At 55.5% G+C, this 18,343-nt stretch carries 13 protein-coding genes and 1 pseudogene; 10 read left to right on the top strand and 4 right to left on the bottom strand.

Annotated features, from left to right (window positions below):
- Positions 1 to 178: 178 nt before the first annotated feature.
- From EPD59_RS14410 to EPD59_RS14360, 10 genes are all read left to right on the top strand, one after another.
- A complete protein-coding gene (locus EPD59_RS14410) occupies positions 179 to 3,046 on the top strand; it encodes a glycosyl hydrolase (protein WP_133273396.1) in 2,868 nt (955 codons plus the stop codon).
- Between the two features lie 64 nt (positions 3,047 to 3,110).
- Positions 3,111 to 4,196 (top strand): glycoside hydrolase family protein, encoded by a 1,086-nt coding sequence (locus EPD59_RS14405; protein ID WP_133273395.1) that lies wholly within the window; start codon positions 3,111 to 3,113, stop codon positions 4,194 to 4,196.
- 13 nt (positions 4,197 to 4,209) lie between these two features.
- Entirely contained in the window at positions 4,210 to 5,745 is a 1,536-nt protein-coding gene (locus EPD59_RS14400) for a sialate O-acetylesterase (RefSeq protein ID WP_133273394.1), read from the top strand.
- A 7-nt stretch (positions 5,746 to 5,752) separates the two neighbouring features.
- Positions 5,753 to 6,067 carry an L-rhamnose mutarotase gene (gene rhaM, locus EPD59_RS14395; RefSeq protein WP_133273393.1) on the top strand — a complete coding sequence of 105 codons (315 nt, stop codon included), beginning with the start codon at positions 5,753 to 5,755 and terminating at the stop codon, positions 6,065 to 6,067.
- A gap of 100 nt (positions 6,068 to 6,167) precedes the next feature.
- Entirely contained in the window at positions 6,168 to 6,743 is a 576-nt protein-coding gene (locus EPD59_RS14390) for a hypothetical protein (protein WP_133273392.1), read from the top strand.
- 215 nt (positions 6,744 to 6,958) lie between these two features.
- On the top strand, positions 6,959 to 7,825 hold the full coding sequence (locus EPD59_RS14385) for a TonB-dependent receptor plug domain-containing protein (protein ID WP_133273391.1): 867 nt from the start codon (positions 6,959 to 6,961) through the stop codon (positions 7,823 to 7,825).
- A 1,255-nt stretch (positions 7,826 to 9,080) separates the two neighbouring features.
- Positions 9,081 to 10,136, top strand: a complete 1,056-nt coding sequence (locus EPD59_RS14375; protein ID WP_133273389.1) for a TonB-dependent receptor domain-containing protein — start codon at positions 9,081 to 9,083, stop codon at positions 10,134 to 10,136.
- A gap of 35 nt (positions 10,137 to 10,171) precedes the next feature.
- A complete protein-coding gene (locus EPD59_RS14370) occupies positions 10,172 to 11,461 on the top strand; it encodes a RagB/SusD family nutrient uptake outer membrane protein (protein ID WP_133273388.1) in 1,290 nt (429 codons plus the stop codon).
- A gap of 32 nt (positions 11,462 to 11,493) precedes the next feature.
- Positions 11,494 to 12,105: a RagB/SusD family nutrient uptake outer membrane protein gene (locus tag EPD59_RS14365; RefSeq protein WP_165963603.1), complete on the top strand. Its 612-nt coding sequence runs from the start codon at positions 11,494 to 11,496 to the stop codon at positions 12,103 to 12,105.
- 342 nt (positions 12,106 to 12,447) lie between these two features.
- Entirely contained in the window at positions 12,448 to 13,875 is a 1,428-nt protein-coding gene (locus tag EPD59_RS14360) for a glycoside hydrolase family 28 protein (protein WP_133273386.1), read from the top strand.
- Between the two features lie 81 nt (positions 13,876 to 13,956).
- On the opposite strand, the gene EPD59_RS14355 is transcribed toward EPD59_RS14360, so the two are convergent.
- The 4 genes and pseudogenes from EPD59_RS14355 to EPD59_RS14340 all read right to left on the bottom strand — a co-directional run bounded on the left by EPD59_RS14355 (position 13,957) and on the right by EPD59_RS14340 (position 18,077).
- Positions 13,957 to 15,231 (bottom strand): SMI1/KNR4 family protein, encoded by a 1,275-nt coding sequence (locus EPD59_RS14355; RefSeq protein WP_133273385.1) that lies wholly within the window; start codon positions 15,229 to 15,231, stop codon positions 13,957 to 13,959.
- Between the two features lie 173 nt (positions 15,232 to 15,404).
- Complete coding sequence (locus EPD59_RS14350; protein ID WP_133273384.1) at positions 15,405 to 15,974, bottom strand: LutC/YkgG family protein; 570 nt, start codon at positions 15,972 to 15,974, stop codon at positions 15,405 to 15,407.
- A pseudogene (locus EPD59_RS14345) lies at positions 15,971 to 17,340 on the bottom strand (lactate utilization protein B). The gene EPD59_RS14350 and the pseudogene EPD59_RS14345 overlap by 4 nt, the downstream one beginning before the upstream one ends.
- Positions 17,337 to 18,077, bottom strand: coding sequence for a (Fe-S)-binding protein (locus EPD59_RS14340; RefSeq protein ID WP_133273383.1), 741 nt, complete (start codon positions 18,075 to 18,077; stop codon positions 17,337 to 17,339). The pseudogene EPD59_RS14345 and the gene EPD59_RS14340 overlap by 4 nt, the downstream one beginning before the upstream one ends.
- Between the last annotated feature and the right edge of the window lie 266 nt (positions 18,078 to 18,343).

Here is an 18,343-nt window from a genome sequence, read left to right as displayed (position 1 = left end):
GCATGAACGCCTTTTTTAGGGCAACAAAACAACGCTCCGGTCAACCACCCCCAACCCCTCCTCCGCGGAGGAGGGGAGCTAGCTCTAACCTAGCTTTTCTAGTCTTAAGTCTTGCTTCTTCAGGCTTCTTTGCTTCTTCTGTAGTGCCAGCTTCCAGTTCTGCTCTCTTGCTTCTCCCATGAAAAAATCCCTGTTTTTCTCTCTGCTTGTTGCCGCGGCGCTTCATCAAAACGCTGCTTCGGCCCAAGCCTTGAAATGGCCCGAAATCACCCAGCAAAACAAGCCGTGGACGCGCTGGTGGTGGCAGGGTAGCGCCGTAAACGAGCAGGATCTGACGCGCTTGCTTACGCAGTACCAGCAAGCAGGCTTGGGTGGCACCGAAATCACGCCGATTTATGGGGTGAAAGGCACGGAAAAACAGTTCATCGACTTCCTCTCGCCCAAGTGGATGACCATGCTCACGCACACGCTCACCGAGTCGAAGCGCTTGGGGCTGGGTGTGGATATGGCGCAGGCGTCCGGGTGGCCGTTTGGTGGACCTTGGGTGACGTCAGAGGATGCTTGCAAGTACGTGGCCTACCAGACGTATACCGTGAAAGGCGGAGAGCAATTGAAGGAGGCGGTTAGCTACATTCAGAAGCCGATGATCCGCACGGTGGGCCAACCAATTGACATCAAGCAGTTAGTAGAGCCGATAGCCAAAAACAAGGATTTGCAGCTCCATGCTTTCGACCAAGTGCGGTTTGAGAAGCCGCTGCCGTTGCAGGCGCTCATGGCTTATTCAGATAGGGGCCAGACGGTAGATTTGACCAGTAAAGTAGATGCTAGCGGCAAGCTTAACTGGACAGCGCCCGCTGGCAACTGGACCTTGTATGGCGTGTTCCAAGGCTGGCACGGCAAGCAAGTGGAGCGGGCCGGCCCCGGCGGCGAGGGCGACGTAATTGACCACTTCTCCCAAACCGCAACGCAGCATTATTTGCAGCGTTTTGACGAAGCTTTCAAGGGCCGCGACGTATCCGGCATTCGCGCGTTTTTCAACGATTCCTACGAGGTAGACGATGCTCAGGGCGAGAGTAACTGGACGCCCCAGATGTTTGCTGAATTCCAGAAGCGCCGCGGCTACGATTTGCGCCAGCACTTGCCCGCATTATTTGGTAAAGCCAGCGACGACCAAAATCAGCGCGTGCTCACCGATTACCGCGAGACCTTGTCGGAATTGCTGCTGGAAAACTACACCAAAACCTGGAGCGATTGGGCCAAAACGCATAAAGCCTTGATTCGCAATCAGGCGCACGGCTCACCAGCTAATATCCTCGATTTGTACGCAGTTACAGATATCCCTGAAATTGAAGGGGAGGACTTGCTGCGTATCAAATTTGCTTCTTCGGCCGCTCACGTAACGGGCAAAAAACTCACGTCGTCGGAGTCCGCGACGTGGGAAAATGACCACTTCTTGTCTAAGCTCAGTGACATCAAAAAGGCCATGGACCGTATGCTGCTGGGGGGCGTTAATCACACGTTTTACCACGGCACCAACTACTCACCCCAGGCCGCAGCTTGGCCGGGCTGGCTGTTTTACGCCGCCGTTCACTTCAACCCGAATAATACGTTCTGGACGGATTTCGCCCAGCTAAACCGCTACGTGGCGCACGCGCAGTCCTTTTTGCAGGCCGGGCAGCCCAGCAACGACGTGCTGGTGTACTTGCCCATTTATGACTCGTATGGCAAACCCGGCAAGGTCATGCTTCAGCACTTCGACGGCATCGACCACGGCTTCAAAGGCATGCCAGTAGGAGCTACCGGTGAGGCATTGCTGGCCAAAGGCTATGGCTTTGATTTCATCTCCGATCTGCAAATTCAGCAGGTTAAAAACACCGGTAAAACACTGCAAACAGGTGGCGGCTCGGCTTACCAAACCATTCTGGTGCCGGCCGCGCAGGTGATGCCTTTGACCACGATAGAGCAGCTGATGAAGCTGGCTCAGAACGGGGCTACCATTGTGTTTCAGGACCAATTGCCTGCCGATGTACCCGGCTTGGGCAAGCTCGACGCTCGTCGTAGCGCCTTTAAGAAGCTGATCGGTTCGCTTAAGTTTACTACCGCTGGTGGGGTGCAAAAAGCTAGCGTAGGCAAAGGCTCCGTGCTGGTTAGCAAAGATGTCGACCAAGCGCTGACTGCCGCTGGCGTGCAGCGCGAAATGATGGTAGATAAGGGCCTCGAATTTGTGCGCCGCCGCCACGATAAAGGACACTATTACTTTGTGGCCAACTGGGGCGAAAAACCAGTGGAAGGGTGGGTGCCGCTGCGTGTGGGGGGCAAATCGGTGGCGCTATACAACCCCATGACCGAGAAGTTGGGGGTGGCGGCCTCGCGTACGTCGGCGGCGGGCACGGAAGTGTACGTGCAGCTGGTGCCCGGCGAATCGTGTATTCTAGAAACCAACGATGCCGCTCTGACGGGTCCTGCTTACGCATATATGAAAGCTACCGGCGCCTCGCAGCCCGTGCAAGGCACTTGGGATGTGAGCTTTGTATCGGGTGGACCGGAACTGCCGGCCAAAGCGCAGGTGAAAGAACTAAGCTCGTGGACCAGTTGGAACGGCGAAGCAGTCAAAAACTTCTCTGGTACGGCCACTTATACCATTTCATTCGCCAAGCCTCAGGGTACGGGCGAAGGATTTCTGCTGGACTTGGGCCGGGTGGCGGAAAGTGCCCGCGTACAGCTCAATGGCAAGGAGCTAGGCACGCTTGTAGGCCCGACGTATCAGGTATTTGTGCCCAAAGACCAAATGCAAACGACCAACAAGCTGGTAGTTACTGTCAGTAATGGTATGGCAAACCGCATCATTCACATGGACCGCAACAAGGTGCCCTACAAGAATGCCTACAACATCAATATGTCGAGCAAGCTCAAGGAAAACCGTGGCGCCGATGGCCTTTTCACGGCTGAAAAATGGGCCCCAAAAGAGTCTGGTTTGCTAGGCCCCGTGACACTAACCCCAACGACAACGAATGGGCGCCAGGATAAAGCGTCGCCAGGGTTATGACTCTAGTGACGCGACGCCGTCCTAATGATCTGTCATCTATTTTAATCCGAAACCACCGTTAGCCATGCTTACCCGTCGCGCCTTTCTTGCTACGCTAACCCTCGCACCAGTGGCGCGGGCGCTGGGGGGCTTTTCTGCGGGCCGGCTGATTGATTATCCCAAAGGCCGCCTCTCTAAATTCAGCAAGCACCTGAAGCCCGTAGGTCGCGCACTGGAACTGCCCGATTACTACGTGTGGTGCACAAGTCCCATCGACGGGCCCGACGGCAAAGTGCACGTATTTTTCTCGCGCTGGCCGGCCAAGAAAGGTATGGGGGGCTGGATCAATAGCTCCGAAATTGCCCACGCTGTTGGTGATTCGGCGGAAGGCCCGTTCAGTTTTGTAGATGTAGTATTGGCCCCGCGCGGACCCGGATATTGGGACGCTACCACCTGCCACAATCCCAGTATTCAGTTTGTAGATGGGAAATACTGCCTGTTTTACATGGGCAACAGCAACGGCAAAACCAACACAAAGCGCATTGGCTTAGCCACCGCCGATTCGCTCAACGGCCCTTGGCAGCGACCTGATGCGCCCTTGCTGGAGCCCGGCGCCGAAGGCGCCTGGGATGACCATTGCACCACCAATCCGGCCTTCATCAAGCACCCCAACGGGCAGTATTGGCTGTACTATAAATCGTGGAACACTCAGGACTACCTCACGGCTAAAGACCCCACCATTCGCGGCAACCGTAAGTACGGTTTGGCCGTGGCTGATAAGCTGGAAGGTCCTTACGTGAAGCACACTGGCAATCCGGTTATCGACTTCTCCAACCAAGGCCATAACAAGCAGTTTGAAGACGCCTTTGTGTGGCGGCAGGGGGGCAAATTTCGGCTGCTGGCCCGCGATATGGGCGTGTACAACCACGAAGTTGGTCTCTACCTGGAATCGGAGGACGGCAAGCGCTGGGACTTCCCCAAAATTGCCTATTTGCCCCTGCGCGACTATGGCGTAGTGGAGCCGCCTGCGCCCTCTAATCTGAAGCGCTACGGCCGCTTGGAACGGCCTCAGTTATTGCTGCGCGATGGAAAGCCGGCGTATTTGTTTGGCGCTTCCCAGGGCGGGAAATCCATGACCGCTTCTGCCTTTATCTTCAAAATCACTTCGTAAAAAGCCCCCCAGCATGACCTATCGGCTTCATTCGTGCCACTTATTGCTTTTACTGCTGTTTGCGCTGGCTAGCCCTGCTTGGGCCAACATCAAACTGCCCGCTTTGATAGCCGACAATATGGTACTTCAGCAAAAAACAACTGTTGCTCTCTGGGGCTGGGCCGACCCCGGCGAAGCGGTAACGGTAACTGCCAGCTGGCAAAAAGCCCCCCAGAAAGCTACCGCCGACGCCCAAGGCAACTGGCAGGTGCGGATACCGACCGGTGCGGCTGGCGGACCACACACGATTACCTTTCAAGGCAAGAATAAGCTGACTGTCAGCAATGTGCTGCTAGGGGAGGTGTGGCTGTGCTCGGGGCAGTCGAACATGAATTTCCCGGTGGCGAAAGGCTCTTCTAAATGGATGACGGGCGTCGTGAATGAAGCGGAGGTAGTACCAAAGGCGAAATACCCCGCCATTCGCATGTTCACGGTGCCGCAGAAAGTGGCCGATACGCCCCAGATGGATACGGAGGGGAGTTGGGTAGTGTGCAGCCCCGAAACAGTAGGGGGCTTTTCGGCCGTAGCCTACTTTTTTGGCCAGGAAATTCACGAGAAAACCAAGGTGCCGGTGGGTCTGATTCACGCTTCCTGGGGTGGCACGCCGGCCGAGTCGTGGACGCGCAAAGACGTGCTGGAAAAGGACCCGGATTTGCAGCCCATTCTCACGCGCTACGACCAAGGCCTGACCCAGCGCCCCGCCTACGAAGCGGCCCTCACCGCGTGGCAGCAAGAAAAAGCCGCCACGCCCCAAACCACGACGCCCAAACCCGCCGAGCCACTTAGCGCGACCAGCAATAAGTCGCCCTACAAGCTTTATAACGGCATGATTAAGCCCCTGATTCCGTACACGCTGAAGGGCGTGATCTGGTACCAGGGCGAGAGCAACGCCGAGCGCGCGTATCAGTACCGTAAGCTGTTTCCGGCCATGATTGCCAACTGGCGCCAAGACTGGCAGCAGCCGAATCTGCCATTTTACTTTGTTCAAATTACCCCCCACAAAGGCCAGAACCCTGAAATCCGCGAAGCCCAGCTGGTGAGCATGCAAACCGTGCCGAACACAGGCATGGTGGTCACCACTGACGTTGGCGACTCGCTTGATATTCATCCGCGCAACAAGCAGGTTGTGGGCCACCGGTTGGCATTGTGGGCTTTAGCCAAAGAGTATGGGCAGAAAAACCTGCCCTATTCGGGGCCGATTTACAAGAAGATGGAAGTGAAAGATGGCAAAGCCCGCCTGCAATTCGACTATACATCGGGCGGCCTAGTGGCGCAAAACGGGGATCTGCGCGAGTTCATTATCGCCGGCCCCGACAGCGTGTTTCGGCCCGCTCAGGCTCGTATTGAGGGCAACTCGGTTGTAGTGTGGAGCGAGCAGGTAAAGCAGCCGGTAGCTGTGCGTTTTGGCTGGAGTAAGTCGCCCATGCCTAACTTCTACAATAAAGCCGGACTACCCGCTTCACCCTTCCGCACCGACCAGTGGCGCGTGAGTACTCAAGGTAAAAAATAAGCCCCCCATGCAAGAAATAGCCTTTACTATGCAGCTCCGCCCCGGCGTACAAGCCGAGTACCAGCGCCGCCACGACGAAATATGGCCCGAGCTGACCGAAGCCCTGCACGAGGCCGGCATTCGCGAGTATTCTATCTACCTGAATCCCGCCACCGATACCTTATTCGCCGTGCAGCGTCGCCTGCCCGAGCACACCGCTGATCAGCTACCGTCGCTGCCCATTATGCAGCGCTGGTGGGACTATATGGCCGATCTGATGCTGACCAACCCAGATAACTCGCCGGTGGTAGCGCTGTTAGAACGCGTATTTTATCAGGCTTAAAGTCACAAGGTTCTGGTTGATTTTGACTCCACAAAGCTACCTGAATCAGGTCTTTGAGATGGAGTGAGGCGTTTTATGCCGGTGTTGTGGCGCATTTTTTATGGACGAGATAGTTAAACTATACAATGAACATTTAATAACTCCTTTCCCTGACAGACAAGGAGATGAGATATTGGGCATTGACTTAGTTTCAATTGACAGTGACACCGCTGGATTGATTACCAAATACATTGGCTCTCGTGGTCAATTAAGTACTGACGACTTTAGAATATTGCATCATTGTTATTTCGACTTAAGAAGAGTTGTTAAAGAATTAAAAGGGGCAGATAGACAATATTTCGTCCGACTTCAAAACATCGCAGGACTTATAATGGAAAAATTAAGGAGCATACAATTGACATCTAATAATAAATCGTTTAAACCTGAATGGGAGAACACTTTTATAAAAATCAGAGAAATTCTAAATGACTGGGACCCAATTGGAGTTGCTGATTTGGTAGACAATGAATACGACACAATGAATTTTCGAACATTATCAGTACTGTTGAACAAACGGGACAAAAAAGAAATAAAAGAAATCTTGGCCGACTACACGAAGAACTCAATGGAGTTAACGGTTGATGAGGCAACGCTGGACAGAGTGAGTGAACAGATTTCACAAATAAGAGTAGAGTAAAAACAACGCACCACAACAAAAACGAAAGCCCATTGAAATGAGCCATAGCAAAGTACGATTGATATAGGCTGTGTGAGGCAATCGCAAAACTTTTGATCACATCGAAGAATAACTAGCACGGTAGCAGGAGAGTGCGGGAGGGATTTGGGCAAGGAAGACAAGTACTTGGTAGGCAGAAAGTCCTTGTTTGCAATCCCACTTCCAACTCCTCCTTTATGTTACAACTTTATAACTCAGCTCGCTGGCTGCCGCTGACCGTTTTGGTTGGATTGGCGCCCGCCAGTGTTTATGCCCAGACCGATCAAACCGTGACGGGCCGAGTGACAACGGCAACCGATAAAAGTGGTTTGCCGGGGGCAAGTGTGGTGGTGAAAGGCACTACTACGGGCACGAGTACCAACCCCGATGGCAGCTTCAGCTTGCAGGCCCCGGCCGGTGCTACGCTTACAATCTCGTCGATTGGCTTCGTAACCCAGGAAGTGCCCGCGAGTGCGTCGCCCATAAACGTGACATTGGCCGAGGATGTAACCCAGTTGGCAGACGTGGTGGTGGTCGGCTACGGCACCCAGAAAAAGAGCGATGTAACGGGCGCGCTGTCGTCGGTATCGGAGGAGAAGATTAAGCAGGTGCCAGTTCAGAACTTGACGCAGGCCTTGCAAGGCCGCGCAGCCGGTGTGGACGTGGCGGGGGGCAATTTTCGGCCTGGCGAGACGCCGGCCATTCGTATTCGCGGCAACCGCTCGGTGCGGGCTTCCAACGAGCCGTTGTACGTGGTCGATGGTATCCCGCTGGCCCAAGGCACAGGTCTGAACGACTTCAATCCTGATGATATTGAATCGGTAGAAGTGCTAAAAGATGCCTCAGCTACGGCCATTTACGGTTCGCGGGGGCAAATGGCGTGGTCATCGTTACGACCAAGCGCGGCAAGGAAGGTAAGTTCAACATCAGCTACAACACCTACGGCAGCTTCGACCGGGCTTTGCGCATTCCGGAGCTGTTTGACGCGGCGGAGTTTGCCGACGTGCGCCGCGAAGCGTATCGTACGTCCGGCTCCTACACCACGCCTTACCCCAATCCCGTAAACGATTTCACGCTGTTTGGCACCGACCCGAACGTGTGGGCCAACATCGCCGGAGCGTACACTTGGCGGGATTTCGACGCCCGCGTTCCTGAAACGCGCGAAGCGACGGAGGAGGAGAAAGCTCGTTTTGCGCTGTACGGCTTCCCGAACGTTACGCAGATTCCGATCTACGACCCCAGCAAGATCAAGAGCTTCGATTGGCAGGATGCGGCCTTGCGCAATGCCTTCACCCAAAACCACCAGCTAAGCGCCAGCGGTGGCTCCGAAAACCTGCGCGCGTCGCTGTCGGTGGGCTACCTGAACCAGGAAGGTATTCAGCCCGGCCAGGACTTTACTCGCTACACTGCCCGCGCCACCTTCGACTTCAAAGTCAACAAAGTCATTTCGGTGGGCGGCTCCACCAACGCTAGCCTCGGCATTCAGAACGTCGGCCCCGACATCTACGGCAAGGCCGTGGGGCAACTGCCCTATGCCGCGCCATACAACGCGGAAGGCGTATTTCAGACCAACCCCGGCGCGGACGCCAACATCCTGAACCCGCTGCTCGACCCGGAGAATACCTTCAGCGAGCGACGCGTAGCCCGTTTCTTCACCAGCCTGTACGCCGAAGCCCGCCTGCTCGAAGGTCTGCGCTACCGCCTCAACGTGGGCCCCGACTTCCGCAACGCCCGCAACGGTCAGTTTCGCTCGGCCCGCTCAACCGGGCAGGGTGGGGGCCCCAACGCCGTATCCTTTGCGCAATACGACCAGAATCAGAACTTTACGTACGTCGTTGAGAACTTGCTTTTCTATGATAAGCAAATCACCTCCGACCACAGCCTGGGAGTAACGCTGCTCCAAAGTATTCAGCAGGACCGCAGCGAAGGCTCGTCCATCAGTGCCACCAATCTGCCTTACGACTCGCAGAAGTGGTACAACCTGGGCTCGACTAACAACGCGGCGGCTCAAAGCTTCGGCTCCGGCCCCTTTATTCAACGGCAGCTGATGTCGTGGATGGGACGGGTGAACTATAGCTTCCGCGACAAGTACGTGCTCACGGCTACGGGCCGCGCCGATGGCGCTTCGGTGCTGGCTGAGGGCCGTAAATGGGCATTTTTCCCTTCCGTGGCTCTGGCTTGGAAACTACAGGAAGAAGGCTTCTTTAAAGACATAGCCATGCTGAGCGAGCTGAAGCTGCGCAGCGGCTACGGCTCCGTAGGCCAGGCTTCCGTGGACCCGTACACCACCGGCGGCACCTTGCAGCAAACGCCGTATGTGTGGGACGAGACGCCAGCCTATGGCTACACGCCCACCCCCGGCACGCTACCCAATACGCTGGGGGCTTACCCAACAGTGAGCTGGAGTGGGAGCGGACCAACACCGTCAACGTAGGTCTGGACTTCGGTTTGTTCCAAAATCGTATCAACGGCTCGGTGGAAGTGTACCGTGCGAATACCACCGGTCTGTTGCTGCCCCGCGCGCTTCCTACGGTTTCGGGCTTTAACAACGTGCTGCAAAACATCGGCGCCACGCGCAACACCGGTGTAGAAGCAACGGTGTCGACGGTGAACGTGGAAACCAGCAAGTTCCGCTGGGGCACTGACTTCGTTTTTACCAAGAACAAGGAAGAATTCGTGGAGCTAGCCTCGGGCAAGCAGGATGACCTGGGCAACCGCTGGTTTATCGGCGAGCCGCTGGGCGTGTACTACGACTATAAGTTCGACGGTATCTGGCAGAGCTACGACACCGAAGGCCTGGCACGCTACAACGCGCAGCCCGGTACGATAAAAGTTGTGGACGTAAACAATGATGGCCTGATCAACACCCAAGACCAGATTGTGCTGGGCTCAAACCGTCCCAAATGGAGCGGCAGCGTGAGCAACAGCTTCTCCTACGCCGGCTTCGATTTGAGCTTCCTCGTGTATGCCCGCGTCGGGCAGATGCTGGCCACGGGCTTCCGGCCTGGCCTTGGGGGGCGTTTTCCGGGCCAACAAGTGGACTACTGGACTCCCGCCAACCCGACCACCGAGGCACCCCGGCCAAACAGCCAGCAGGACATCGCCACCTTCGGCGACGCTATGCGGTACCAGAATGGCAGCTTCGCCAAAGTGCGTAGCATTTCGCTTACCTACACCATTCCCAAAGACCTGGCTGCCAAGTTTTACAGCACCAATTTGAGTGTGTATGTGAATGCGGTCAATCCCTTCCTGATTACCAAGTTCAAAGGCCTAGACCCCGAAGCTACCGACATCGGTACCACCTCTGGCGAGCTGGCGCAAGCCCGCAACCTGAGCACCAAAAGCTTGGTGGTTGGCCTGCGCATCGGCTTCTGATTTGACGACTAATTCCCCACGTCTAGCCTAGTCTCATGAAACGTTCCTATCGACTCATAACCATTGCCCTGCTTACCACCTTCGGCCTGACTACCACGGCCTGCAAGGACTATCTGCAGGAAGAACTCGTCTCTACCCTTACCAACGATTATTACAACACGGAAAAAGGGCTGGAAGACCTCGTAAAAGCGGCTTACGAACAAACTCGCTTCAAGTACGCCAATGAGCACAGCTACGCGATGTTCAACTTCGGCACCGATGAGTTTACCCACGCCGACCAGGTAAACTACGTGTATTGGAATACCTACGAGCGTGCCCGCCTGAATACCGGTAACGGCATCGAGAGCTTCGTGCACGACGTATGGACGGCCGACTACGATGGCATCAACCGCTGCAACATTGGCATCGACAAGATTCCGGCTTTCACGGGCACTACTACGCTGGCCACGCCCGCGCAGAAAGCCCAGCGCCTCGGCGAGCTGCATTTCCTGCGGGCCTACTATTACTTCCAGTTGGTGCAGCAGTACGGCGCCATTCCCATTTCGCTCAAGCCTACTGAAAGTGTGCAGCTGGAATACGAGCGTACGCCCGTGCCGCAGGTGTACCAGCAGATTATCAAAGACCTGCGCTTCGCGGAGGAAAATTTGTCCCCCACCAGCGCTGAGTTTGGCCGGGCGACCAAGGGTGCGGCCCAGCACTACTTAGCGAAGGTATATCTGACGCGTGGCAGCGCCATTACCGACGAGCGCGGCCAGAAGCCCACTGACGTAGACAGCGCCGCTTACTACGCCGACCAGGTGATTACCTCCGGCCGCTACATTCTGGAAAACGACTTTGCCCGCCTCTGGGATATTTCCAGCTACGCCAACAACCGCGCTGCCCAGACAAGTCGGGAAGTTATCTTCTCCACGCAGTTCAACAACGTGATTACGCTGGCGGGCCGCTTTGGCAACCGTGTGCACTCCTACTTCACCATGTTTTATGAGGACACGCCCGGCATGTCGCGCGACCTGCTCAACGACCGGCCCTTCCGCCGCCTGATGCCCACCAACTACACCATGGACATCTACGACCGGCGCAACGACTCACGGTTTTATAAGAGCTTCAAAACGGCTTGGCTAGCCAACAACGCCGCCACTATTCCGCCGTGGACGGCCGCAAATGCACCGACCCCCGCGCTGGTCGGTCAGCGTAAGTTCGTGATAGGTGACACAGCCATTTTCATTCGGGTAAATACCCCCAGACTACGCTCACGGCTGCCCAGATTGCTCGCACGCGCTACGCTACGTTTGCGCGCTATTTCCGCAACGCTACTGGCGCCGTAGCTTCTGCCTATGACCCAACCGGCCCAGTAGGCGTGCGCAACAAATATCCCCAGCTGCTCAAGTACATCGATCCTTTCCGGGCTGGCTCTGGTGTGAACGAAGAAGCTGGCACTCGTGATGGCATTCTGGCTCGCTTTGCCGAAACGTACCTGATTGCTGCTGAGGCTTACGGTCGCAAAGGCGATTATGCCAAGGCCATCAGCTACATCAATATTCTGCGTAACCGGGCCGCATATAAGGCCGGCGAGGCCAAACCAACGGCTTTCTCCCTTGTAGAAGGCGGCACCCGCGGCGACGTGACGAGCACGGCTCCGGCCTTGCAAGTTACCATGACCAAATTCACGACCAATGACCCCGCCGAGCTTTATCCACCGTCGGCTACCACTACGCAGGCGCGCTTCATTGCTTTCATTCTAAACGAAAGAACCCGCGAACTGGCCGGCGAGCTGCACCGCTGGGAAGACCTGGCCCGCACCGAAACGCTGCTGGAGCGCGCCCGCACGTTCAACCCCGACACCCGGGCCGAAATTCAGCCCTACCACAAGCTGCGGCCGATTCCACGTGAGCACTTGGAGCGGATTTTCCGCGGTGGCCAAGCTCTGACGCAGGAGCAGCGCCAAGCTGAGCAAAACCCTGGTTACTAGCCGATCATCAACCAGATTTTCAAGCCCGTCATGCTCAGCATGACGGGCTTAATTTTTAGCCAAGTGTGATGAATTGCTTCTAGCGAATAAGGGCGAAGTTCAAGGCGCAGCCATCTAAATTTTCTTGCCTGTTTTGCCAAATAATTTTTTGGTAACAGGAGGGTGCGGGAGGGTTCAGCAGGAGAGAAAATGCAGATTTGGCTAAGTAAGCAAAAGCAAGTGTTAACTGACGCGGGGCTGGGGGGCAAAAACAGCGGTGGTGGGAATCTGTTGTACCGCCCCTTCGTCTCGCGTCATGTTGCATTTGGGGCTTTATCCTGAGCTGTACCAACCCAACCTCACATGAAGCTGCTGCTCTCCTTTCTGTTTCTGCTTATTTCCTGGTTATGTCCGTTTGTAACCGACCTAGCGGCGCTCACCGCCGAAGATCCGGCCTGGGTAAAGGAAGTAGGCGCCAGAACACTGCCCACGACTAAAACGACGTTTGCAGCCACTACGTATGGCGTAGTCGGTGATGGCAAAACACTTAACACCAAAGCCATTCAAAAAGCCATTGACGCCGCTGCCAAAAATGGCGGTGTGGTTACATTTGAGCCTGGTCAGTATCTGACGGGCTCTATCTTTTTGAAGAAAGGCGTTACTCTGCACCTCGATAAAGGTGTCACGCTGCTCGGCAGCCAGGATATCAAAGACTACCCTGAAATGCCGAGCCGCATTGCTGGCATCGAGATGGTGTGGCCCGCGGCGCTCATCAATGTGCTGGATCAGGATAACGTGGCCATCACTGGCAAAGGAACCGTGGATGGACAAGGCAAGCCATTCTGGGATATGTATTGGGCTTTGCGCAAAGACTATAATGCAAAAGGCCTGCGCTGGATTGTCGACTACGACGCCAAGCGCCCACGCACGCTGCTCGTGTCAAACTCCTCAAACGTTACCATTAAAGATATTACGTTGCAGCGGGCCGGTTTCTGGACGGTTCATGTGTTGTACTCCAAGAACGTCACCGCCGACGGCCTCATCATCCGCAATAATCTCGGCGGCCACGGCCCCAGCACCGACGGCATCGACATTGATTCCAGCAGTTACGTGCTGGTGCAAAACTGCGACATCGACTGCAACGACGACAACTTCTGCCTGAAGTCGGGCCGCGACGCGGATGGCCTGCGGGTGAACAAGCCCACGGAGTACGTGCTCATCCAAAACTGCGTCGCTGGTGCCGGTGGGGGGCTTTTTACCTGCGGCAGCGAGACCTCGGGGGGCATTCGCCACGTCATTGCCCGCAACCTGAAAGCGAAAGGCACCAAGGTTGGTATCCGCATCAAATCGGCCCTCACGCGGGGCGGTACAGTAGAGGATATTCGCGTTGATAATATCGAGATGGACGGCGTAGGTGTGGCCATCGAGATGACCATGAACTGGAACCCCTCCTACAGCTACTCCACGCTGCCCGAAGGCTACACTCAGGAAACGCTGCCGGCCCATTGGAAAGCCATGCTGACCAAAGTAGAGCCTGCCGAAAAAGGCCTCCCTTACTTCCGCGACGTGCACATCAGCAACGTACGCGTGACCAACGCCAAAAAGGCGATTTCGGCCGAAGGTCAAGCAAACTCTCTGCTTGAAAACATGACCCTGAGCAACATCACGATGACGGCGCAAACCGCTGGTGACATCAGCTACGCCAAGAACTGGACTGTGAAGGATATGAATATCACCTCCCAAAACCAGCAGTCCGTAGCCGTAGCGAACAGTACTAGTGTGAAGTTCTAAGATATTTAGGCTGAGAAGGCAGAAGCGGCCCTTCATAGAGGCCGCTTTTTATTTTAGAACTCAGCAAACTCTGCTTTGGGACTAAGCGTTTTGCTGCTCCAGCGTCTTAAGTTGTTCTTCCACGTAGGCCCGAAAACTGGAATAGCGTGTTTCGCCAGGTAGCCAGGAGGCGAAAAACCATGTCTGCCAGGCATCACCGGGCTGTTGTGGCGCAATCAGCCACAGTAACTGTTCGTGGTCGAGGCTGCTGATCAGCACAGCCCGTTCCACGGAGGCCGCGATGGTAGCCTCTTCCTCGTCACTCTCAGCGTCGAAGTAGGTTTTGGCAATCTCATACAACTCCGGATCTTCCGCATGCTGATACCAATTGATTTCAGTCACAGGCAGTAGTTGCGGGTCAGTTCCCGAGAAATTAGCTAGGCCGTTGGAAACCCGCAAAAAGGATTTGTAGTCGGCAGGCAACTCTATTCCGAGTTGCTGCTCCTGATGGGTAATTTCCGCTCCGCTGGCAGGCTCCCGCCCAATCCAGTCCTGTGGCCACTGGTTCATATCCAGCAAGTCGGGCTCGGCGGCCAACGCTAGTTGGTTTAATCGAGCGAGCAACTCTGGCCAAGTGAGGTGGGCGTATAAAGGTTCAGGACCCTGAATCATGCGGCGGTTTAAGGCTGCAATCAGCTTACCTACATCCTGCCGGCAAGTTTCCAAGGTCAAGCCCAGATTGGCGGTAAGCACTCCACGCAACAACATTGGAGCGACGTGACGGCTAGAAGCCAGCTTAGCAAAAAACCAATTCGGGTTGTCGGGGGCGGCATAATAAGGCCACTTATGCAATATGGCAAGGGTCAGCTTTTCATTGCCGGCCTTGGCCGCAACTTCAGCACCAATGCATACCGCGTCGCCTAACTCATAGTCGGCTAGTTCTTGGGGTTGTTGCAAAGCATGCTGGAGCAGCACAAGAATTTGCGGATCATAGTCTCCGGAGGTAAACCAGGCTTGGGCTTGCCGGAAGGCGTTCTTGCCCCGCAACTCCGACCATTCCACGGCTGGCATCGGATATGCGTACCGGTCGCCGCCGAGGTAGCCGCGATGTCGCCACTCGATATCGTCAATAACCTGCAGGGGAAACGGAGCCTCCGGAACCGACATGCCTGCCACCTGCCACAACACTATAAACGCCTGATCCTGCAGCCACACATGGCGACTATGGGGAAGCTGTTGCCAAAGCGCCCGCAGTAGTTCCGTAGCTTCAGGCAGAAAACCCGCTACAGCATAGTACAGCGCGGCATCGGTGACAAGCCGGTAGTATTCTTCATCTTTACCGGCTTGAATCTCATTTAGTACGTCTTGCTTCCTCATGAAGTGTTTCTGTGTGCTACGCCACCAGTTTATCTACCGGCCCTGAAGTTCTCTTCTCAAAGACCGGTTATTCTAAGGAATTGACCAAAGCATTGTTTCGCTTCACTGAAAAAAGCGTGGCCCTATACTTAACATCGTATAGGGCCACGCTTTTTTCAGTGAAGCGGCGTGTACTAAGACAAAAGCACGGTAAGGCTACGGGCACCGTGGGCTCCGATAACCAACGACTGCTCAATATCAGCCGTTTTGGATGGGCCCGCGATGAACATGCCATAGCCACCTACGTCTTGCACTCGGGCATAAGCCTGGTGCATGGTAGCCACAATGTTTTGCTGCGAAAGCACGAGCACCAGATGTTGGGTTATCAAGGGCAAAGCCCGGTGTAGCATGTTTGCTTCGGGTAGCCAAATGCAGGCATTTTCAGCTACGCCGAATTCGCCCCCCAACACGGCCACATCTACCGTGTTGAGCACAGCAGTCGGCGTTTGCTCGTCGATGAAAATTGTAGCGGGAAGCAGGGGAGAAGCGAGCGGACCAGCAGATGGGAAAAGCCGCTGTACTACTTCTGCGAGTGATTGGCCCGCTGAAACACGCACAAATTGCCCCCCAATGCTTTGCAGAACTTCTGTGAAGCGCTCCACTGTATTGTTGCCATCAAACGAAGGCACGGTAGGTAATGGGTTTTCTTCGAAGTGATTGGCGCGGGTCGCGGCCAGAATTCGCTCACGAGAAGTGGCCGTCATGGTTTGGGATTGGTTTGCTTGAACCATTCGCGGAAGCTTTGGGGTGGCGGCTCGGGTAGTTCGCGGGCAATGGCCCACGGGTTGTAACCGGGTGCGTGGGTGAGGGCGTGGGGTACAAAACGCAGACCCGTGCGGGCAAATTTGCCCCCCAACTCGTACATACCCGGCCGGGCTAGCACCCGACTCAGCAGACGCATGCTCCACTTCTTACTAGCCGGAATTTCATCAGCGGCCGCAATCACTTGGCGCCACTTGTAAAGCTGGGTGTGAATATCAATCTTCACCGGGCACACATCCGTGCAGGAGCCACAGAGCGTGGAGGCAAACGGTAACGAAGCATGCTGGCGCATGTCGATGTTGGGCGACAGAATAGCCCCAATCGGCCCTGGTACGGTGAAGTCATAGCTGTGGCCGCCGCTGCGGCGGTACACTGGGCAGGTATTCATGCAGGCACCACACCGAATGCACTTTAGGGAGGCCCGAAAATCGGGGCGACCGAGCTGCTGCGTGCGGCCATTATCTACCAAAATCACGTGCATTTCCTTGCCCGCGGCAGGCCGGCTGAAGTGCGACGTGTAAGTAGTGGCGGGCTGGCCAGTGGCACTACGGGCCAGCAGGCGCGTGAACACGCTTAGATCAGAAAGGCGGGGAATCAGCTTTTCAATGCCCATGCTGGCAATGTGCACCCGCGCCAGGTTAACGGCCAAGTCAGCGTTGCCTTCGTTGGTGCAAACGACAATGCTGCCCGTTTCGGCAATGGCAAAATTAACCCCCGAAATAGCTATCTCAGCCGCCAAAAACCTGGCGCGTAAGTGCTGACGCGCCGCTTCGGTGAGAACCTGCGGATCGACTTCGCCCTCCGCCGTGCCCAAGTGCTTAAAAAACGTGGCGCCCACGTCTTCCTTCTTCAAGTGAATGGCCGGCAGCACCAAGTGGCTCGGCGACTCTTGCCGCAACTGCACGATGCGTTCCCCAAGTCCGTATCCACAATCTCCACGCCGTGGCGCAGCAGGTAGGGATTTAGGTGGCATTCTTCCGTTAGCATCGACTTGCTTTTGACAATGCTGCTGGCCTTTTCCTGCCGAATAATATCGAGCACAATGGCGTTGTGCTCTTCTGCGTTGGCCGCCCAATGCACGTGCACACCATTTGCCTTGGCCTGCGCTTCGAACTGCTCTAAGTAGTCAGCTAGGCGGCTCAGTGTATGCGTTTTGATCTGGGAGGCCAGCTCGCGCAGCTCCTGAAACTCGGGCACCGCATACACGGCCTTATCGCGCTTTTGGCGCACAAACCACAAGGTTTCATCGTGCCAAGTGGTGCGCTCTGCATCGCGGGTAAAGACTTCCGCTCGTTTGGGGTGACTCATAAGATGGTGCCATTCAATATTTCGGCGGCGTGCATCACCCGCATGGGTAGCTTTTGGCGTCGCACAATGCCCTCCAAGTGCATCAGGCACGACATATCGCCGCCCGTAAGCACCCGCGTGCCGTTTCGTAGGTGATCCTGCACTCTGTCCTGCCCCATGCGCGCCGAAATAGCGGCCTCCGACACGCAGAAAGTGCCACCAAATCCGCAGCACTCATCGTTGCGGTCGAGTTCCGTTAGCTCAATGCCATCTAGGGACTTTAGCAGACGCCGCAAATACCCATCGCGAACTGGGGTTATTTCCGATTCATTTGCTTGGTGCAAACCGCGCTGTCCGTGGCAGCTCAGGTGCAAACCTACTTTGTGCGGAAATACACCTGGTATTTCCGTGACGCCGAGAATAGTAGTGATAAAATCAATCAGATCGTAAGTGGTCTCGCGCACATGTTGCACAGCCGGAGTCTGCTCGATAATATTGAAATGCTTGCGCACATGATACACGCAGCTGCCCGCTGGCGCTACGACGTAGTCGTAGCCCTGAAAGGTATCGACGAAGTGATGGTAAACGGGAATAGCGTCCTGCTCACAGCCGCTGTTAGCCATCGGCTGGCCGCAGCAGGTTTGCTTCTGCGGGAAGGCAGCCTGTATCCCCAGTTTTTGCAGCAATTGATAGGTAGCAATACCTACTTGCGGATAAAACTGATCAACGTAACAGGGAATGAATAAAGCAACTTTCATGAAGAGGAAAGAGATGAATTCAGGACGAAGCTCCCCTCCTCGGATGAGGAGGGGATGCTTTGGCGAAGCCGAAGCTGGGGTGGTTGAGCTCGTGGCTGATGTTGTTTAGGTGTTTGGCTGAACTTTATGCAGAGCAAAGCGAAGTAGCTTGTTCCGTTATGTTACTAACCTTTCGTCAGCACGCGAGATGCTTCGCTCTGCTCTGCATGACCGCCTTTGTAACCTTCCAAACAACATCAGCCACGCCCTCAACCACCCCAGCCGCG

Origin of the sequence: Hymenobacter radiodurans (genome assembly GCF_004355185.1) — a bacterium.
Lineage (GTDB): Bacteria > Bacteroidota > Bacteroidia > Cytophagales > Hymenobacteraceae > Hymenobacter > Hymenobacter radiodurans.
The sequence above is the reverse complement of the archived record's forward strand: the minus strand, read 5'-3'. Positions and strand labels throughout refer to the sequence as shown.